A 19,341-nucleotide genomic window follows, 5' to 3' on the forward strand; every position below is an offset into this window, starting at 1 on the left:
GTGCAGAACTCATTGCCGCGGGCAACGATCGGGGGCCTTCCGGCGGCCCACCAGGTCGGGGTCGATCGTCTCCTCGCCAGCTACCGCGCCGTTCCCGCCGACGCCACCGTGCGCCTGGCCAAGAAGAGCAGCAACCTGTTCCGGGCCCGCGACGCCGCCACGGCCCCCGGCCTCGACGTCTCCGGGCTGACGGGCGTGCTCGCGGTGGACGTCAGCGGGCGGACCGCCGACGTCGCCGGGATGTGCACCTACGAGGACCTGGTGGCGGCCACCCTGCCCTTCGGCCTGGCGCCGATGGTGGTGCCGCAGCTCAAGACGATCACCCTCGGCGGGGCGGTCACCGGGCTCGGCATCGAGTCCACGAGCTTCCGCAACGGGTTGCCGCACGAGTCGGTGCTGGAGATGGACGTGCTCACCGGTGCGGGCGAGATCGTCACCGCCACCCGCGACAACGAGCACGCCGACCTGTTCAGCGGGTTCGCGAACTCCTACGGCACCCTCGGCTACGCCACCCGGCTGCGCATCGAGCTCGAGCCGGTGAAGCCGTTCGTCGCCCTGCGGCACCTGCGCTTCCACGACCTCGACGAGCTGGCCGACGCCACCGCCCGGATCTCAACCCTCCGCGAGCACGAGGGCGTCGCGGTGGACTACCTCGACGGCGTGGTCTTCACCGCCACCGAGTCCTACCTGACGCTGGGCACCCAGACCGACGAGCCGGGGCCGGTCAGCGACTACACCGGCCAGCAGGTGTTCTACCGGTCGATCCAGGAGCGCCGCACCGACCGGCTGACCATCGGCGACTACCTGTGGCGCTGGGACACCGACTGGTTCTGGTGCTCCCGGGCCTTCGGGGCGCAGAACCCCACCGTCCGGCGCTTCTGGCCCCGCCGCCTGCGCCGCAGCAGCTTCTACTCGAGGCTCATCGGGCTCGACGCCAGGTACCACGTGGCCGACCGGCTCGAGGCACGCAAGGGCCGCCCCGCCCGCGAGCGCGTGGTGCAGGACGTGGAGGTCCCCGTGGAGAACACCGCGGCCTTCCTCCGGTGGTTCCTCGACGAGGTGCCCATCGAGCCGCTGTGGCTGTGCCCGCTGCGGCTGCGCGACACCCCCGAGCACCCCGCGCGGACGTGGGACCTCTACCCCATGGCGACCGACCGCACCTACGTCAACGTCGGCTTCTGGTCCACGGTCCCGGTGACCCCGGGAGTGGATGGGGCCACGAACCGGTTGATCGAGGCGCAGGTGACGCAGTTCGACGGCCACAAGTCGCTGTACTCCGACTCCTACTACTCCGAAGACGAGTTCGCCGCCCTCTACGGCGGCGGGCTCTACGAGTCCCTCAAGCGGCGCTACGACCCCTCCACACGCCTGCTCGACCTCTACGCCAAGGCGGTACGCAGAAGATGACCACGATCAAGACCCCCGGCCGTGCGAGCACCGGCCACCGGATGACCCTGGGCGAGATCGTCGACACCCTCGCCGGTGGCCAGCTCGGGCTCCGGTTCACCGCCTACGACGGCAGCTCCGCCGGGCCGGAGGACGCCCCCATCGGGATGCACCTGGCGTCCCCGCGCGGCGCCACCTACCTGGCCACCGCCCCCAAGGACCCCGACCTGGGCATGGCGCGCGCCTACGTCTCCGGCGACCTCACCGTCTCCGGCGTGCACCCGGGCGATCCCTACGACGCCCTGGTGGCCATGGCCGAGGGGCTCAAGCTGCACCGCCCGCCGGCGTTCACCCTGGCGGCGATCATGCGCTCGCTGGGCTGGGAGACGCTGCGCCCGGTGGCCCCGCCCCCCCAGGAGGCGCTGCCCAAGTGGCGCCGCACCGCCCAGGGCCTGCGGCACTCCAAGATCCGCGACGCCGAGGCCATCCACAGCCACTACGACGTCTCGAACAGGTTCTACGAGCACGTGCTGGGCGACTCCATGACCTACACCTGCGCGTACTACCCCGCCGAGGACGCCACCCTGGGCCAGGCCCAGGAGGACAAGTACCAGCTCGTCTTCGACAAGCTCGGGCTCAAGGCCGGTGACCGGCTGCTCGACGTCGGCTGCGGCTGGGCCGGGATGGTCCGCTTCGCCGCCCGCCGCGGGGTGCACGCCCTGGGCGCGACGCTGAGCAAGGAGCAGGCGGAGTGGGGCCAGGCCGCGATCATCCGCGAGGGGCTGCAGGAGTTCGCCGAGGTCCGCCACAGCGACTACCGCGACGTCAGCGAGACCGGCTTCGACGCCATCAGCTCCATCGGGCTCACCGAACACATCGGCATCGCCCAGTACCCCGCGTACTTCGCGTTCATCGTGGACAGGCTGCTCCCGGGCGGGCGGCTGCTCAACCACTGCATCACCCGCCCCGGCAACGACCGGCGCACCATGACCGGCTCGTTCATCGACCGCTACGTCTTCCCCGACGGCGAGCTCATCGGCTCCGGCACGATCATCAGCGAGATCCAGGACGCCGGGCTCGAGGTGCGCCACGAGGAGAACCTGCGCGAGCACTACGCGCTGACCCTGCGGGACTGGAACCAGAACCTGGTCGACCACTGGGACGAGTGCGTGGCCGAGGTCGGCGAGGGCACGGCGCGGCTGTGGGGGCTGTACATGGCCGGCTCGCGGCTGGGCTTCGAGCGCAACGTGGTCCAGCTCCACCAGGTGCTCGCGGTCAAGCTCGCCCCACAGGGCTCAGCAGGCTTCGCGCTGCGCGGCTTCGCCCGTGCGTGATTTCTGGACCCAGGACGCGAGTTTTCCTTCACACCTGCGGAGCACCATCCTGGAGACATGACACTTCTCGAGCTGCTCCGGGCCCGCACCTGGCGTGCCTTCGACGTGGACGACTCCGGGCGGGTCCTGGCCGGCTGGGACAACTCGGGCTCGGTCCAGCTGGTGGAGATCGCGCCGGACGGCACCCGGACGGTGCTCACGGACCTGCCGGGATCGTGCTCGGGTCGCTACCTGCCGGGTGAGCGGATGGTCGTCGTCCAGCACGACGAGGGGGGCAACGAGCGCGGTCAGCTCTCCGTCCTCGACCCGGAGGTGCCGTTCGCGCTCGCACCCCTGGTGCGCGACCCGGCCTTCATCCACTCCCTGGCGGAGGTGCTGCCCGGGCGGGTGGTCTACCGGACCAACCGCCGCAACGGGATCGACTTCGACGTGGTGGTGCGCAACGTGACCGCCGGGCTGGAGGAGGTCGTCCACGACGGCGGCGGCAACGTGACCGAGGTGAGCCTGAGCCCGGACTCCCGGTACGTGCTGGTCGGCGTCATCGGTGCGCAGCCCATGTCCACCCAGCTGCTGCTGGTGGACAACCTCGCCAGCACCCGGGACGGGGTCGTCCGCGAGCTGACCGGCGCCGACGAGCACGCCCGGTTCGAGAACGTGCACTGGCTGCCGGACTCCTCGGGCCTGGTGCTGACCACCGACCGGACCACCGACCGCACGGTCGTCGCCCGCCTCGACCTGGACTCCGACGAGCTCACCGTCCTGGTCGCCGGCGAGCACGACACCACGGCGTGGCTCTCCCCCGACGGCTCGACCCTGCTCTGCGAAGCCAACGCCGACGGCTGGAGCTCGCTCACGCTCACCGCGGTGGACGGCTCCGGCGTGCGCGAGGTGGTGCTGCCGGTTCCCGGCGTGGTCGGCGGGCGTTTCCCCGCACCGGTGTTCAGCCCGGACTCGGCCACCGTGGCGATCTCGTTCACCGCCCCCGGCGAGCCCGGCTCGGTGCTGCTGCTCGACGTGGCCACTGGTGCGGTGCGCACCGTGGTGGGCGAGCCCGCCGAGGGTGCGGTCTCCCCCTCCAGCCACCTGGTGCCCACGCCGGACGGCGAGCAGGTGCCCTGCCACGTCTACGCCCCGACGCAGCCCACGGCCCTGGCCGGCAGCTCGGTGGTGAACGTGCACGGTGGTCCGGAGGGCCAGAGCCGCCCGGAGTTCTCCCCCGTGGTGCAGGCGCTCGTGGCGGCCGGGCACACGGTGCTGGTGCCCAACGTCCGCGGCTCCGTCGGCTACGGCAAGCGCTGGTACTCCCTGGACGACGTCCGGCTGCGCCTCGACTCGGTGGCCGACCTCGCCGCGCTGCACGAGTGGCTGCCCAGCCAGGGCCTGGACCCCGCGCGTGCTGCGCTGTGGGGCGGGAGCTACGGCGGGTACATGGTGCTGATGGGGTGCGCGTTCCAGCCCGAGCGCTGGGCCGCCGGGGTGGACATCGTGGGGATGTCCTCGCTGGTCACGTTCCTGGAGAACACCTCGCCCTACCGCCGGGCCGCCCGCGAGCGCGAGTACGGCACCCTCGCCCACGACCGCGAGTTCCTCACCGGGGCCTCCGCGCTGAGCCGCATCGACGACCTGCGGGCACCGCTCGTGGTCATCCACGGCGCGAACGATCCGAGGGTGCCGCTCAGCGAGGCGGAGCAGCTGCACGCCGCCCTCAGCGCGCGCGGGGTGGAGTGCGAGCTGCTCATATACCCCGACGAGGGCCACGGGCTCGCGAAGCGGGCGAACCGGGAGGACGCCTACCCGCGTGCGCTGGACTTCCTGGCCCGGCACCTGGCGGGCTGAGCACGGGTGCTCGAGCCGGTCGCACGAGGCGGGTGCACGAGCCGCGTGCCCGGTCCGAGCCCCTGGGGGGTGGGCCCCGCCCTCAGCGGCCCCGCCCTCAGCGGCCGCGCTCGAGCGGACGCGCGCCCAGCTCGGTGGCGAGCAGCTCGAGCGCGACGTCCTCGGGATCGCGGCGCGCGGCGGCGTCCGCGGGCGCACCGCTGGCGGCCTCCGCGAGGAGGGCCTCCTCGTCGTCGACCACCGGTGCGCCCGGAGCACCGGCGCCCGGCTCGGGGTCGTCGGGGTCGGAGGGCTCGTCGGGCGGCGGCACGTCGTCCACGGCGTGGGACGGGGCGGCAGCAGCAGCGCCGCTGCGCTGCGGACGGGTGAAGCGCTGGCCCCCCGACGGCGGAGCCGCGCGCACGGGGACCGGTGGCGGCGCTGGTTCCGACCCACCGGACCCGCTCTCGCACACCACCGTCCAGTCGACCCCGAGGACGTCGCGCAGCGCCTCGCGGACCACGTCGGCGTTGCGCGACTCGGTGAGCCGCTTCGCCAGCGGCCCGGAGTCGTGCCTGAGCACGAGGGTGTCACCGTCGACGCGGCGGACCGTGGCGGCCGAGAGCATGACCTCGGTGGTCCGGCTGCGCTCCCGGACCTTGTTGCGCACCTCCGGCCACACCCTGCGCACCGCGGCGGCGTCGGGCTGCCCGGTGGTGGGGCGGGGGGCGGGCTCAGGAGCATCCGCGGTGTCCGGGGCCTCTCCGGGCTGCGGGGTGGGCCCAGAGCTGCCGACGCGCTCCCCGACCCGGTCACCAGGACGTGACGGTGGGGTGGGGGGTGCCCCGACGACGGCGGCGTCCCCTCGATCGTGGTTCTCGGGGCGGGCTGCAGGAGTCGCCTCCGCGCCAGCCCCCGGCACCGGCTGATCGTCAGCCTCCGGGTGCGCGACCGGCCCGCGGTCGGTCGGCACCGGGGAACCAGCCCGCGCCGGGGCGTCGGGCTGCGCCGGGGCGTCGGGCTGCGCCGCCGCGACGGGCTGCGAAGAGACCGTGGCCGCCGGACGCCCGGTGGTCGGCGCGGGAATGGTCGCCTCGTCCGCCGCCGCGGCCGGGTGCACCGCGCCCACCACAGCGGCCGGGGTCGCCGGGACCTCGCCCTCGGCTGCTGGGGCCGGGGACGCCGCGGCACGCTGGGACGGTCGCTGGAACGCACTCGTCGCCTCGTCGCTGGGCGGGGTGATGGTCATTCGCCGCTCGATGCGCTCGAGGCGCTGCAGCACGGCCGACTCGGCGTCGGACGCAGCCGGCAGCAGCAGCCGGGCGCACACCACCTCGAGCAGCAGCCGGGGGGCGGTGGCACCCCGCATCTCGCCGAGACCCGCGTGCACCACCTCGGCGAAGCGGGCGAGCGTCGCGGGGCCGATGCGCTGGGCCTGCTCGGACATCCGCTCGAGCACGTCGCCCGGGGCGTCGACCAGCCCGCGCTCGCCCGCGTCCGGCACCGCGCGCAGCAGGATGAGGTCGCGGATGCGGTCGAGCAGGTCGGTCGCGAAGCGGCGGGGGTCGTGTCCCGCGTCGACCAGCCGGTCCACCGTGCCGAACAGGCCGGCGCCGTCCTCGGCCGCGAGGGCGTCCACCGCGTCGTCGATGAGCGCGACGTCGGTGACCCCGAGCAGGGACAGCGCACGCGGGTAGGTGACGCCCTCGGACCCCGCACCGGCGAGCAGCTGGTCGAGCACGCTGAGCGAGTCGCGCGGGGAACCCCCGCCCGCGCGGATGACCAACGGGTACACCGCCGACGCGACGGGCACGTCCTCCTGGTCGCAGATCCGCTCGAGCAGGCTGCGCATGGTGGCGGGCGACAGGAGCCGGAACGGGTAGTGGTGGGTGCGGGAGCGGATGGTGGGCAGCACCTTGTCCGGCTCGGTCGTGGCGAAGATGAAGACGACGTGCTCGGGGGGCTCCTCCACGATCTTCAGCAGGGCGTTGAACCCCGCCGTGGTGACCATGTGCGCCTCGTCGATGATGAAGATGCGGTAGCGCGAGGAGGCCGGGGAGAAGCCGGCGTGGTCGCGCAGCTCGCGGGTGTCGTCCACGCCACCGTGGCTGGCGGCGTCGAGCTCGGTGACGTCGAACGTCCCCCCGCCGCCCGGGCCGAGGCCGACGCAGGAGTCGCAGACCCCGCACGGGGTGGACGTGGGACCCTGCACGCAGTTCAGCGAGCGGGCGAGGATGCGCGCCGAGGACGTCTTGCCGCAGCCCCGGGGTCCGCTGAACAGGTACGCGTGGTTGATGCGCCCCGCGTCCAGCGCCGTGCTCAGCGGCTCGGTGACGTGCTCCTGGCCGATCACCTCGGCGAAGGTCGCCGGACGGTACTTCCGGTACAGGGCCACGAGGTCGGAGACTACCGGCGGGGCCTGACACTCCTCGGCCTGCGGGGCGGGCTCGGGCCGCCACGACGCGTCCACCCCACGACGACGTGCCCGTGGTCAGGCCAGGAGGTGCTCCGCCGCGGCCAGCAGCACGCAGGTGCTCAGCCCCTCCATCGCCGCCCGGACGTCGGCCTCCGACGGGAACGTTGGCGCGATGCGGATGTTGCGGTCGTCGGGGTCGTCCCGGTAGGGGAAGGCCGAGCCGGCCGGGGTCATCGCGATCCCTGCCCCCTTCGCCAGCGAGACCACCCGCGCCGCCGTGCCGTCGAGCACGTCCAGGCTGACGAAGTAGCCGCCCGCCGGATCGGTCCAGCTCGCGGCCTTCAGCGGGCCCAGACGAGCCTCGAGCACCTCGGCCACGATCGCGAACTTCGGCGCGATGAGCGCCCGGTGCGCGGCCATCAGCGCACGCACCCCGTCCGCGTCGCGCAGGAACAGCACGTGCCGCAGCTGGTTCACCTTGTCCGGGCCGATGCTCTGGAACGCGAGCTGGCGCAGCCACCAGGCGACGTTCGCCGCCGAGCCCCCGAAGAAGCACACGCCGGCACCGGCAAAGGTGATCTTCGAGGTGGACGCGACGACGAACGCGCGGTCGGCGTTCCCGGCGGCCGCGCACAGCCCCAGGACGTCCGCGGTGGGCGTCTCGACGTCAGTGAGGTGGTGAACGGCGTAGGCGTTGTCCCAGATGATGCGGAAGTCCGGTGCGGCCGTGGGCATCTCGGCCAGCGCGCGGGCCACCTCCTCGGTCACCACCGAGCCCGTCGGGTTGGCGTAGGTGGGCACCAGCCACATGCCCTTGACCGACGGGTCCTCCGCGACCAGCGCCGCGACGGCGGCCGTGTCCGGGCCGTCCTCGCGCATCGGCACGGGAACCATCTCGATGCCGAGCTGCTCGCAGACCGCGAAGTGCCGGTCGTAGCCCGGTGCCGGGCAGAGGAACCGGACGCGCGGCTCCTGCGACCACGGCCGCTCGGAGCCGACCGTGCCGTGCAGCAGGCACTGGACCAGCAGGTCGTGCATCAGGGTCAGCGAGGCGTTGCCGGCCGCCACCAGCTGGTCCACGGGAACCCGGAGCAGCGGGCCGAAGATCTCCCGGAGCTCGCGCAGGCCCTGCAGGCCGCCGTAGTTGCGCACGTCCGGTCCGGCCACGGCGCCCAGTCCGTCCACCCCGGGCAGCGTGAGCAGGGCGTTGGAGAGGTCCAGCTGCTCGGGCGCCGGCTTGCCCCGGGTGAGGTCCAGCGCGAGCCCCGAGGCGACGAGCCCGTCGTAGGCGGTCTGCTGCTCGGAGCGCAGCGCCCCCAGCTCGTCGCGGCTGAGTGTCGACAGCGTCACGTGCGTCTCCCGGTGGCGTGGGCAGAAGGGGACCCCGCGCACCCGCCAGAGCCCGTTGACCCTTGCTGCCTTCCGGCCCTGGGGGAGTTCACAGGATGGACGCCGCGCGGGGTCCGGGGCCAACCCTACCGGCCGGGGCTGGTGCGGGAGCACGCACCGGCCCGGCTACACTCGTCGACGGAGGATTCGCCTAGTGGCCTATGGCGCTCGCCTGGAACGCGGGTTGGGTTAACGCCCTCGGGGGTTCAAATCCCCCATCCTCCGCCACGAGCCCCGGACCGTGCGGTCCGGGGCTCCTGTCGTGCGGTCCGGGGCTCTTGTCGTGCGCGCTCACCGCCCCGTGCGCTGGGTCCGCTCCACCAGCCAGGGCCCGAGCTCGGCGGCCGCGACCGGGCGCTTCCACAGGTACCCCTGGGCGCTGCGCACACCCAGGGCGACCAGCTCGCGGAGCTGCGCGTCGGTCTCCACCCCCTCGGCCACCACCTGCAGGCCCAGCGCCGAGGCGAGGCTCAGCACGGCGACGACGATGGACCGGTCGTGCGGGTCGCTGCCACCGAGGCCGTCGACGAAGGAGCGGTCGACCTTCAGGGTGTCCACCGGCAGCCGCTTGAGGTAGCTCAGCGAGGAGTAGCCGGTACCGAAGTCGTCGACCGAGAGGCCCACACCCAGGGCGCGCAGCTCGGTGAGGACGTCGACGTAGACGGCTCCGTCGTTCATCACCACCGACTCGGTCATCTCCAGGTGCACGGCCGCCGGGTCGATGCCGCTGCTGTCCAGCACCCGCCGGACGAGACCGGTCAGGTCCGGCGCCGCGACCTGGCGGGCCGATAGGTTCACGGCCACCGTGAGCTCCGCACCACCCGGCAGGCTCGTCCGCCAGCGCTGCACCTGGGCCAGGGCCGTCTCGAGCACCCACTCCCCGATGCTCACCACCAGACCGGTCGACTCCGCGAGCTCCATGAAGGCGGACGGCGTCAGCAGTCCCCGCACGGGGTGCTGCCACCGCACGAGGGCCTCCACCCCGGCGACCCGGCCGCTGGGCAGCTCCAGCACCGGCTGGTAGTGGACCACCAGCTCGCCCCGGCCGAGGGCGTGGCGGAGCTGCAGCTCGGTGTCGAGCCGCTCGGTGGCCTGGTGGTGCATCGCGTCGTCGAAGACCACCACGCAGTTCCGGCCGCGCGCCTTCGCCTGGTACATGGCGGCGTCGGCGTTGCGCAGCAGGGACTCGGCGTCGCAACCTGCACCGGACGTGGCGATCCCGCCGCTCACGGTCACCGTCACCTCGCGGCCGTCCAGCGCGAACGGCGCCCGGACCGCCTCGGCCACCCGCACCCCCAGCAGCTCGACGTCGGCCTCGGCCAACCCGTCGCAGACGATGACGAACTCGTCGCCCCCGAAGCGGGCCAGGGTGTCCCCCGGCCGGACCACCGACTGCAGGCGCTGCGCGACCAGGACCAGCAGCTCGTCGCCGGCGGCGTGCCCGATGCTGTCGTTGACCACCTTGAACTGGTCGACGTCGAGGAACAGTGCCGTGACCGCACCGGCGGACCGGCGGGCGAGGGCCTGGACGACACGGTCGGTGAGCAGGGCGCGGTTGGGCAGCGCGGTCAGCGGGTCGTGGAAGGCCTGGTGCGCGAGCTCGGACTCCACCTGCTTCTGGTCGGTGACGTCCTGGACCTGGCCGAGGAAGAACGCCGGCTCGCCGTCGGAGCCCCGGATGAGCGAGACCGTCTTGCGCACCCAGCGCACGGTGCCGTCCGGGCGCACGACGCGGTGCTCGTGGGAGTAGGTGTCGAGCTCCCCCCGGAGCATGGCGGCGCGGGGTCTCGCCGCCGTCTCCGCGTCCTCCGGGTGGACCCAGCTCGAGCTCTGGGCGCCGAGCAGCTCGGCCTCGGTGCGCCCGGCGATCTCGAGGTACGCGGCGTTGACGGTGGTGGTGCGCCCGTGGCGGTCGGACACGAGCATCCCGATGGCGGAGTGCTCGAAGCCCTGGCGCAGGATGCCCTCCGCCGCGGTGCGGCCCTCCACGGCGGCCCGGATGTCGGTGATGTCGAGCTTGGTCCCCAGCACGGTGGCGGCGCGACCGGTCGTGTCGTGGTCGACGGCGAAGACCTCCCGGATCCAGCGGACCTCCCCGTCCGGCCGCACCACGCGGTACTCCTGGGCCTCCGGGGCGTGGCCGGAGCTCATCAGCTCGACCGCTCCCCGCACCTGCGCACGGTCCTCGGGGTGCACCGCGTCGACGAAGCGGTCGAAGCTCGCGCCCGGCTCGGGCGGCACGCCCAGCATCCGCCAGGACTCGTCCGACCAGGCGGTGGCGCCGGTCGCCAGGTCGAGCTCGCAGCTGCCCACGTGCGCCAGCGCCTGGGCGGCCCGCAGCCGGGCCCGCTCCGCCTCGGCCACCCGGCGCAGCTCGGACCGCTCGGAGATGTCCCGGCACAGCCCGGAGTACCCCACCACGTCACCCCCGCGGTCCCGCAACGGCGAGAGCCGGACGTCGACGGCGAAGCTGGAACCGTCCTTGCGCCAGCCGGTGGTCTCCCGGTCGGGGACGACCGCACCCACCACGAGCTCGGCGAACAGCCCGCGGAGCCGCTGGGCCTGGACCGTGGGGAGCAGGGCCAGGATCGACGTGCCGACCACCTCGGCCGCCGTCCACCCGAAGAGGGTCGTCGCGGCGGGGTTCCAGCTGGTGATGACGCCCTCCACGTCGACCCCGACGATCGCGTCCACCGAGGAGTCGACGATGGCGGCGAGCTCGCGCTGCACCCGGTCGAGCGGGGGTTCCTCGACGGCCCGTGTCGAGACGCCCACCAGGGCGAGGACCGCGCCCTGGTCGTCGTGGACCGGGGTGGTGGTGACGGACGCCCGGAAGGAGTGGCCGTCGCGGTGGCGCGCGGTGAACGCCCCCGACCACGACCGGCCGCTCGCCAGGGAGTCGCGGACCGCCGACGGCTCCCACCCGTTCGGCAGCGTGAGCTCGTCGACCCCGCGGCCCACCGCCTCGGCGGCCGTCCACCCGTACAGCCGTTCCGCGCCCCGGTTCCACGAGAGGACGACACCACCGACGTCGGTGCTGACCACGGCCGCGGGGACGCCGTCGAGCACCCGGTCCGGCGACACGCTGACCGTGCTGTCCGCGCCCTGTCCGGCCACGTCGCGCTCCCCTCGTCCCGGCGTGCCCGCCAGCATGACGGTTCCGCGCGCTGCGCGCGCCAGCAACCCGGCACCGGGCGGGCCACCTCCATCCGCACGAAACCCCCGGACGCACACGCGTCGCGGGGGTTCCGGTGAGCAGGAGTGGCGGGCTCCCGACGAAAATACTTTGCCCCAGGTCAGACCCCATGCCACTGACCTGGGGTTTTCCCATTCCCCGTGACTCCAGCCGCCATTCCCCGTGGCTGCGGCGCTCATGCAGGTCACGGAGTCGCGCGGCGGTCAGAGCGGAGCACGTGATGGCGACCGCGCCTCGGGAGGGCTCTCCGCGCGTCAGGGGCACCTGCGCCTCGGGTTCAGGTGGCCAATATTGGGGAGATGTGGAGGCCGAGCCAGCGGAACCGGCCCCGTGGTCCGTCGTCGACCATTGAGTAGTCCTGCCACTGGGTTGAGTAGGTGCCGGTGAGGTCTTGGTCGTACTTCGGTGTGGTACCTGTGCCCCAGACAAGATGGCCACCGAGGGTCCGCCCCTCGTGGAGTCGAAAGTTGGCGTCGCGCGCGCCGGGGCGGCCGGTGTTGTTCCACAGGCTCGGCTCGTTCGTCAGCAGGATGGCGAGTCCGGTGATGCGGGGCTTCGCTGCTGTGAATCTCTCAAGTCGGTGCACGTCGTGGATGTAGTAGCGGCGGGTGAGGTCGTATGCGCCGTGGTGGCGCACGGTGAACGCCTCACCGTGGGAGTCGGTGCCGTCCCACCCCGCTGTGGCGTACTTGAACTCGATGAGGGTGTGCGTGCCGTTGGGCGACCAGCACGCGAGGTCGACGTACTCGGCACGCTCCGCTGACTGCCGGACCTCCAGGCGGACCTCGAGAGTTGGGTCGGCGGCTACGACGGCTTGGGCGAAGGCGAACTGGAAGTCGGCTTCGGAGTGGAACAGCGGCCGCACGCGACCCAGGGTCCGCATGAGTGTTGACGCGTGAAGCGTTCCCGCGATGTCGGGCGCGGTCGGAGGCTCACCGTTCATGTCGTGAGTGTCGCGGTGGGGACGTCGTGGCGTTGCAGTTGCGGAGAACAGCCTGTGCGCTCCTCGATCTGGCGGAGGCCAGGCGGTCCTCGTGCCGACTTGCCTGCCTGTTGTTGGTGGTCAGGCAGACTGCGTCGCGTGACGGGGGCATCGAACGGGCACGGCATGGGCGCGACGTGCTTCATGCCCCCCGACAGCGCGGGCGCAGTGCTCGTCGAAGTACCGGGTGCCAACTTGGACTTCGCGGTGGTGACGCGCTTGAGCATCCACAACCTCGACATTGCGTGGGCTGCGCCCGGGGCGTACCTCCTGCTGGATCCCACCGACAGCGACGGCAGAACCGGCGTGTACGTCGGCAAGGCAACGGGCGGTCTGACCACGCGAGTCCGACAACACATACGTGGCCGCGAGCAGTGGCAGCGTGCGGTGCTCGTTCGGCGGCCCTACCAAGGTTTTAACTCCGCGGAGGCCGGGTGGCTTGAGGGCCGCTTGTACGACGTCCTGCAGGCGGCAGACCTCATCTCACTGGGCAACGGGAACCGGCCCAGCGACGAGACGCTCCCGCAGTGGCACCGCACCCAACTAGAGGCCGTGATCGAGCCGGTCCTGGGCCTGCTCCGGGTGCTGGGGCTCAATCCGGACAGCCGCGCACGGCAAGCCACGCCATCCTCGCCTCTTCATGGACGGCAGCCACCCGTCAGGCCGGACGGAACTTTGGTGGAACTGATCGCGGCAGGGCATCTGCAAGTGGGTGCCCAACTCCACCCCGTCTCCTCTTCTGACGGCCCCCACGCTGAGGTCCGCGCCGATGGTGCTGTGATGATGGACTGTGATGTGTTCGCATCGTTGTCGGCAGCGGCACGGGCTGTCGTCGGGCACAGCGTCAACGGCTGGACGTTCTGGGGCGTGTCTACCGATTCCGGGAGCGTCACTCCGCTGAGTGTCCTGAGGGCACTACTGAGCAACCCGCGCCTCGACGATGCTGGAGCGCCGCGGCCCGACGCGACCCCGACAGCCCTGAGTCCCACAACCTCAGTCACTCCACCTGCACCGCGGCCCGTGACCACGACACCCACGACGGTGTCGGCTCTCCTGGCAACGGGCGCACTGTCGCAAGGGGAGGTTGTCGTCGTGCGGTACAAGTCCACTGAGTACCGCGCCACCATCACTCAGGAGGGCCACCTTCGCCTCAACGGCGTCGATTACCCGACACCGACCGCGGCGGCCGTATCCATCACGAGCAACAACGTGAACGGATGGCGCTTCTGGCGAACCCCTGCCTGTCAGGGTGAGTTGAGGCCAGTGGCTCGGAGCAAGTCCGCTTGGGCAGGGCGAGATTCAGGGTGATGATCATGTCGAGTTCGATGCTGTCTGTCCCTGTCGTTGATGATGGGTTGATGAGTGGTTCCGGGCCGCGGGCTGGTGGCCCATCGCGGCGCCGAACGTTTGCCGCGGCGGAGAAGCTGCAGCACCTGGCGGCCTACGACCAGGCCTGCCAGGCCTCCCAAGGTGGGGCGTATCTGCGCCGGGAAGGGCTGTACTCCTCGCAGGTCACCGAGTGGCGCAAGCTGCGCGACGCCGGGGTGCTGGAGGGCCGCCCCGCCAGCAGCAAGGTCGGCCGGCTGACCGTGGAGCAGCTCGAGATCGCCCGGCTGCGGGCGCAGTTGGGGAAGGCCGAGCGGCGTCTGGCGCGGACGGAGGTGGCCTTGGACATCATGGGAAAAGCACACGCGCTCTTGGAGGAGATCTCCGAGAGCGCGCAGGAGGACCCGCAGCCCAAGCGGCGCTGATGAACGCTTACCGCTCGTTGACCGCTGCCGGTGTCACAACCCGGGCCGCAGCCGGGCTGACCGGGGTGGCGCGGGCCACCGCGGGGCGAGTGGCAGCGTCGTCGCCACGTCGGTTCTCGCGGCCACTGCCAGCGAACCGGCTCACCGACGGTGAGCGTGCGCAGGTGCTGGCCGTGCTCAACAGCTCTGAGTTCGTCGACCGCACCCCGGTACAGGTCTACGCGGCGCTGCTGGAGGCGGGCCGGTACCTGTGTTCGGTGTCGACCATGTACCGGGTGCTGGCTGCGAACGCCCAAGTCACCGACCGACGCAGGTTGGCGCGGCACCCGGCCCGGGTGCGCCCGGAGCTGGTTGCGACCGGCCCGGGCCAGGTGTTCACCTGGGACATCACCAAGCTGCGGGGCCCAGTCAAGGGCGCCTACTTCGACGCCTACGTGATGATCGACATCTACTCCCGCTACATCGTCGGCGCGTGCGTTCACCCAACCGAATCCGCCGTGCTGGCCGAGGAGATGATGCGCCGCACCTTCACCATCCACGGCACCCCACAGGTCGTGCACGCCGACCGGGGGTACCTCGATGACATCGAAGACCGTGACCGCTTTGCTCTCTGATCTCGGCGTGACCCGCTCGCACTCCCGCCCACGGGTATCCAATGACAACCCATTCTCCGAGGCCTGGTTCAAGACCCTCAAATACGCCCCGGTGTTCCCCGACCGGTTCGGGTCGCTGCAGCACGCGCGCACGTTCTTCGACGAGTTCGTGCAGCACTACAACCACGACCACCACCACAGCGGTATTGGTCTGCACACCCCCGCCAACGTGCACTACGGCCTCGCCGCCGACACCGACCAACGCCGACGACGAACCCTCGCTGCCGCCCGCGTTGCCACCCCGAACAGGTTCACCAGCAGCATCAACCCAAGGATCCTCGACCTACCCCAGGCCGCCTGGATCAACCACCCGATCCACCACCCCGAAGATCAACAACAGGAGACCGTCACCGCAGCCGCATAACTCCCACTGGCCTCAACCACCTTGACAACTTCCGAACGACGAACGGTCGCACGCTCGGCGACCTCCGCGACTAGTCGAACGACACCATCTAGCGCATCCGAGGAGTTCGCTTGCTTTGCTGTCGCCGAGTGGTGCACTGAGGCACGATGCGGCCATGAGCGGCAGACGGCCCGGGATGGGAACCGAAACCCAATGGTTCCTGCCCACGAACGCAGGCGTCCCCACCATCATCCAGTTCGGAACAGCACCGCTAGAAATCGCCGTCGCCACCCGCACCAGCCTCCAGAACCTCGGACCGGAGTGGTCGACACAAGGCTGCTATCTGCTGCTCAAGGCCCTGCAGACTGACGACCGGACCGGCATCCGCGTGGGCCGAAGCACCAACCTCCGGGTCACCGTCCGCACGGGCCTGCCCGCGTCGACTACCTGGAAACACTCGGTGGTGGTGCGGCGCACGGCACGAGGTTTCACCGCGGCCCAGACGGAACTGCTCGAACAGCAACTTCGCCAGTGCCTGTCTGCAACACCGTCGGTGATCTTGAGCAGCACCTTCTCGCCACCCTCGCCCGACGCCCCTGTGGACATCCGACTTCGGAGGGACACCGAACACGTCCTCGGTTCTGTGCTGGCGGTGCTCCGCACGTTTGGGGTCGACGTTGAGCACCGGGCAGCAGCACCGTCGACTCCCTTGGAGGTGCGCACCGCTCCTGCCCCTGCCCCTGCCCCTGCCCCTGCCCCTGCCCCGAGCATCCCTCCGAAGATCAGGCCACCATCCCTCAACATCCCCCAGCCCCCTGCGAGTGAGCCTGCACCGCTGCCGCAGCCACGGGTTCGTCGGAACGTCACCCTCAGCCACCTCCTCGCGGCAGGCGAGTTGAAACCAGGCGAGGTGCTGCACCCAACGGCACCGCACCGCGAACAGGTCGGTGCCACCGTCAACGCCGACGGGACTCTCATCGTGCGCACCCGGCGGTATGACGGACCCTCCGCAGCCGCGGGCGCCCTCCTGGACAACGACATTAACGGCTGGACCTGGTGGTGCGTGGTCCACGCGACCGGCCACCGAACGACGTTGGACACCCTGCGCGCACGAATACCCCTCGCCGAGGACGGCGACGCAGCACCGGACGCTGGGCCACGGTCCTATTTCACCGAACGCAAGTCCACGGTCTTCCCGGCCTACACAGGTCCTAGCGCCCCGCCGAACCCCACGGCCGCACGCAAGAACGCATCGCCGCCACACACGACGCCTTCACGTCCCCTGCTGAGCCGACGAGACACCGTCTCCCGCCTCGACCCACCCGACACCCTCGACCCGGAAGTGCTGCTGCTCATGGGAAGCGGCCTGCTGAAGGGCGGGACACCCCTGCACGCGCGGTACAAGGGCAAGCGCTTCCACGCCATGGTGGAACGCGACGGACGACTGACCCGCAACGGTCAGACGTACAAGTCGATGACCGCACTCGCTCTCTCCGTCTCTGACTCCCAGGTGAACGGATGGACCTTCTGGCACCTTCCAAGCGGGAGAGAGATTAAGACTCTCCGCACCGATCGAACCAAGATTAAGCGGGCAAAGAAAATGGGGTAAGAGTACACGCTTGCGATGAGGAGTCAAGGTCGAGAGTCGGCCGCTAGACACTAAGAACGTCACCCAACGGTGATCGAGGTCGGGCTCCATCGTCTTCTGCACAGTAGATGGCCGCACCTTCGAAGGGCCAACGGCTTATGGGTCAGACTTGCGTCAATAACTGGCGAGTTGCCTTACCTGGCCCCGAGCAAGTATCTTGTAAACGTGAGTTGGGACGCTAGTCTGCAATCAGTACTAACTCAATAGGAAACCGGTCCGATTGTGGTATGCCCACATCGGCAAGAGTATGTGTGCCTTGCGCGTCGCTCGATCCAACCGTTACATGTACCGCAGAACACTTTGCTCACGAGATCGCAGACCGCCCACGCGAACCGTTCGACGTCGGACCAGGGCACATTGCCGGCCCACTCGTTGTAGTGTGCTCCTGCCATGTTTCGCAGGTGGATAAACTTATCAATCTCCATGACTGTGCCACCGGCCGACGTCCGCTTTAGTTCCTTTAGGGACCCGGGCCAGAGGTCATACAAGGTGTAGGCGTCCCCTCGCTTCCGCTGAACACTGATCGGGATCGTCCAACTGAGACGGTCGCTTACTTGTTCCAAAACGCGCCCCGCTACCCCGCAGACTGTATGCGGGTCTTCCCCTTCAAGCGCCTTCCACAGTGGTAGTGCAGGATCAGCCGAAATGCTAGTGCTGATGCGGGGCCCCTCGCTGAATTTCCAACCCCGAATCTCTATATCCGCAAGCGGATGCTCGACGCGTTGAAACACGTCGCGTAGTTGATTCCGCCAGAGCCTGTCGTGCACCGTGATGAACAGTTGCCATTCTTTGAACTCTTCAGCGATGAAGTACATTAGAGCGACTCGAATCTCCGCGTCAACGCTTTGAAGAACATCGTCAAGAATCAGGACTCGCGCTTGTCCGCGCTCACCCGCCGCACGCATGACGGCAAGAAAGTAGAGCAGCGCGATGAGATCCTGGTAACCTTCGCTAAAGACTTGTTGAGGCGTACCTCTGGCCCCGGTGTCGAAATATACCCAGATGTCAATGCTGATATCGCTCGACTGGCCAAACGTCGCCTCGATATGCGAGACATGTTCGGCTTGGGTCACGTCATGAAACGCTCGCGTGAGCCAGTCGCTAACGTCGCCAAGAATCTGGTGTGTGGCTCGGACGCGGGTACTCAGCGAGCGGGTCTCGCGCTTATGAGTAGCGTTGACCTGGGCTATCAACGCTGCCACGCGATCTTGCGCACTTCGGATATCGCGTAAGTGCTGCTCATATTCACGCGGAATCCGCACACGATCCCATAGTTCGGCCGGCAAACCCTTGTAAATATGTTCCGCAATAAGCGCTTGAATCTGGTCAAACGATTTCGGCGCGTCCTGACTAAGTTCGGTCGCCAACACCCCAGCAATCCTACGCGTATCCCGCTTCGCATCGAGCACCGCCTCGTGGAGAAAATGTTGCTGATTTGCTACGGCCTGCTCTGACGGATGCGACTCCAGAGTGTGATCCAGAAAGACCTTGCCACGCGAACTTGGAACAGTACTGAGGAACGTTAGAATGTCGGCTCGCTTCAGCGACATCGGTACCCGCCAGAAGCACTCTGGTACAGGGTCGCCTCGTACCCCATCCCCGTCTGTACGTCGTCGTAGGTGAATACCTGAAGTCAGAACCGCCTCAACGGTGGCCCGCCCGAGGGACGAATAAAGGTTCACTGCGTTCGGACTACCCGGGGCGGCGCCCACAGGAGCACGACCGATGCGTGCTTGACAAGCCCATTCGATAGCATCCACGATGCTGGACTTACCCGAGCCATTCTCACCGAAGATCAGTGTGGATGTTGGCCCCCGGGACCCCTCGAAAGAAACCTCAATATTGCCCGGAACACCTCGAAAAGAGGTCAGTTCAACGCAAACGACTCGTACGTCTGACTTTTGACGTATGTCTGTCGGACGCGTGGGAACCTCATCGTCGTCATCATGTACGCCCATGCAGTGCCCGCTCTCATATTTGCGGAGAAGTGACGACCGGTCCCCGGCCGCATAGGTCGCCTGCCTGCACGGTGCTCACTCGACAGCAAGCCCGTCAAGCATGGGTCCTACACTTTCAACGTTACGGGGAATCGGTATATAACGTCACCTTGAGCGACCTGACGCTTGCAAACAATACTCGCACACCGCACTCTGCAACCTGCGCGCGGGTAGCACCCGGGCCAATAACTCGCGCTCTTGTGTCATAATACTTGAATGCCTAGCAATCCAAATCTGCACTTTCGATGGGGTCCGATATGCCCACAGGGACCGCACCTGACCCAAATCGTCGAAGCGACACTTGGCACTCGGCCGGTCGGTCACGTAAGCATCTTGATCGAAAACGATGACGGCCGGTATTCAATCGGCATTAGAATGATTACGGCCGAACCGGACCACAGGCACGGAGCGGTCAGTATTCCACTAATGCG

At 69.5% G+C, this 19,341-nt stretch carries 10 protein-coding genes, 1 tRNA gene, 1 other RNA gene and 2 pseudogenes; 7 read left to right on the forward strand and 7 right to left on the reverse strand.

Annotated features, from left to right (window positions below; all coding sequences use genetic code 11):
- From RHODO2019_RS15430 to RHODO2019_RS15440, 3 genes are read left to right on the forward strand one after another with little or no spacing between them, the layout of a single operon-like run.
- Complete coding sequence (locus RHODO2019_RS15430) at positions 1-1,407, forward strand: FAD-binding oxidoreductase (RefSeq protein ID WP_265382614.1); 1,407 nt, start codon at positions 1-3, stop codon at positions 1,405-1,407.
- Positions 1,404-2,720, forward strand: coding sequence for a class I SAM-dependent methyltransferase (locus RHODO2019_RS15435; protein ID WP_265382615.1), 1,317 nt, complete (start codon positions 1,404-1,406; stop codon positions 2,718-2,720). The genes RHODO2019_RS15430 and RHODO2019_RS15435 overlap by 4 nt, the downstream gene beginning before the upstream one ends.
- A gap of 57 nt (positions 2,721-2,777) precedes the next feature.
- Positions 2,778-4,556, forward strand: a complete 1,779-nt coding sequence (locus RHODO2019_RS15440; protein WP_265382616.1) for a S9 family peptidase — start codon at positions 2,778-2,780, stop codon at positions 4,554-4,556.
- A 97-nt stretch (positions 4,557-4,653) separates the two neighbouring features.
- Here the strand turns inward: RHODO2019_RS15440 and RHODO2019_RS15445 are convergent, their stop codons facing one another.
- From RHODO2019_RS15445 to ffs, 3 genes are all read right to left on the reverse strand, one after another.
- Complete coding sequence (locus RHODO2019_RS15445) at positions 4,654-6,930, reverse strand: DNA polymerase III subunit gamma and tau (protein ID WP_265382617.1); 2,277 nt, start codon at positions 6,928-6,930, stop codon at positions 4,654-4,656.
- A 96-nt stretch (positions 6,931-7,026) separates the two neighbouring features.
- Positions 7,027-8,301, reverse strand: coding sequence for an aspartate aminotransferase type Ic (locus tag RHODO2019_RS15450; protein WP_435532131.1), 1,275 nt, complete (start codon positions 8,299-8,301; stop codon positions 7,027-7,029).
- Positions 8,302-8,324: 23 nt separating this feature from the next.
- Positions 8,325-8,419: signal recognition particle sRNA small type (gene ffs / locus RHODO2019_RS15455), an RNA gene on the reverse strand.
- A 61-nt stretch (positions 8,420-8,480) separates the two neighbouring features.
- On the opposite strand from ffs, the gene RHODO2019_RS15460 reads away from it, so the two are divergent.
- A tRNA-Ser gene (locus RHODO2019_RS15460) sits at positions 8,481-8,568 on the forward strand.
- 63 nt (positions 8,569-8,631) lie between these two features.
- Here the strand turns inward: RHODO2019_RS15460 and RHODO2019_RS15465 are convergent.
- Together RHODO2019_RS15465 and RHODO2019_RS15470 are read right to left on the reverse strand one after the other, a co-directional pair.
- The gene (locus RHODO2019_RS15465; RefSeq protein ID WP_265382618.1) at positions 8,632-11,457 is read right to left on the reverse strand and encodes a sensor domain-containing protein; all 2,826 of its coding nucleotides are present in this window, start codon (positions 11,455-11,457) and stop codon (positions 8,632-8,634) included.
- Between the two features lie 356 nt (positions 11,458-11,813).
- A complete protein-coding gene (locus RHODO2019_RS15470; RefSeq protein ID WP_265382619.1) occupies positions 11,814-12,479 on the reverse strand; it encodes a hypothetical protein in 666 nt (221 codons plus the stop codon).
- Positions 12,480-12,617: 138 nt separating this feature from the next.
- On the opposite strand from RHODO2019_RS15470, the gene RHODO2019_RS15475 reads away from it, so the two are divergent.
- From RHODO2019_RS15475 to RHODO2019_RS15485, 3 genes and pseudogenes are all read left to right on the forward strand, one after another.
- Positions 12,618-13,826, forward strand: a complete 1,209-nt coding sequence (locus RHODO2019_RS15475) for a restriction system modified-DNA reader domain-containing protein (protein ID WP_265382620.1) — start codon at positions 12,618-12,620, stop codon at positions 13,824-13,826.
- Positions 13,827-13,876: 50 nt separating this feature from the next.
- Positions 13,877-15,286, forward strand: a pseudogene (locus tag RHODO2019_RS15480) (IS3 family transposase).
- Positions 15,287-15,440: 154 nt separating this feature from the next.
- Complete coding sequence (locus tag RHODO2019_RS15485; RefSeq protein WP_265382621.1) at positions 15,441-16,874, forward strand: restriction system modified-DNA reader domain-containing protein; 1,434 nt, start codon at positions 15,441-15,443, stop codon at positions 16,872-16,874.
- A gap of 239 nt (positions 16,875-17,113) precedes the next feature.
- On the opposite strand, the gene RHODO2019_RS15490 is transcribed toward RHODO2019_RS15485, so the two are convergent.
- A complete protein-coding gene (locus RHODO2019_RS15490; RefSeq protein WP_265382622.1) occupies positions 17,114-18,463 on the reverse strand; it encodes a hypothetical protein in 1,350 nt (449 codons plus the stop codon).
- A gap of 219 nt (positions 18,464-18,682) precedes the next feature.
- Positions 18,683-18,871: pseudogene (locus tag RHODO2019_RS19380) on the reverse strand (hypothetical protein); the annotation flags it as partial.
- Positions 18,872-19,341: the final 470 nt, after the last annotated feature.

It is taken from the genome of Rhodococcus antarcticus, assembly GCF_026153295.1.
Classification (GTDB): Bacteria; Actinomycetota; Actinomycetes; order Mycobacteriales; family Mycobacteriaceae; genus Rhodococcus_D; species Rhodococcus_D antarcticus.

Bases quoted from the DNA above. Each gene is read 5' to 3' on its own strand.
- RHODO2019_RS15435 (WP_265382615.1), top strand. From the start codon at position 1,404: ATGACCACGATCAAGACCCCCGGCCGTGCGAGCACCGGCCACCGGATG.
- RHODO2019_RS15440 (WP_265382616.1), top strand. From the start codon at position 2,778: ATGACACTTCTCGAGCTGCTCCGGGCCCGCACCTGGCGTGCCTTCGAC.
- RHODO2019_RS15470 (WP_265382619.1), bottom strand. From the start codon at position 12,479: ATGAACGGTGAGCCTCCGACCGCGCCCGACATCGCGGGAACGCTTCAC.
- RHODO2019_RS15485 (WP_265382621.1), top strand. From the start codon at position 15,441: ATGAGCGGCAGACGGCCCGGGATGGGAACCGAAACCCAATGGTTCCTG.
- RHODO2019_RS15490 (WP_265382622.1), bottom strand. From the start codon at position 18,463: ATGTCGCTGAAGCGAGCCGACATTCTAACGTTCCTCAGTACTGTTCCA.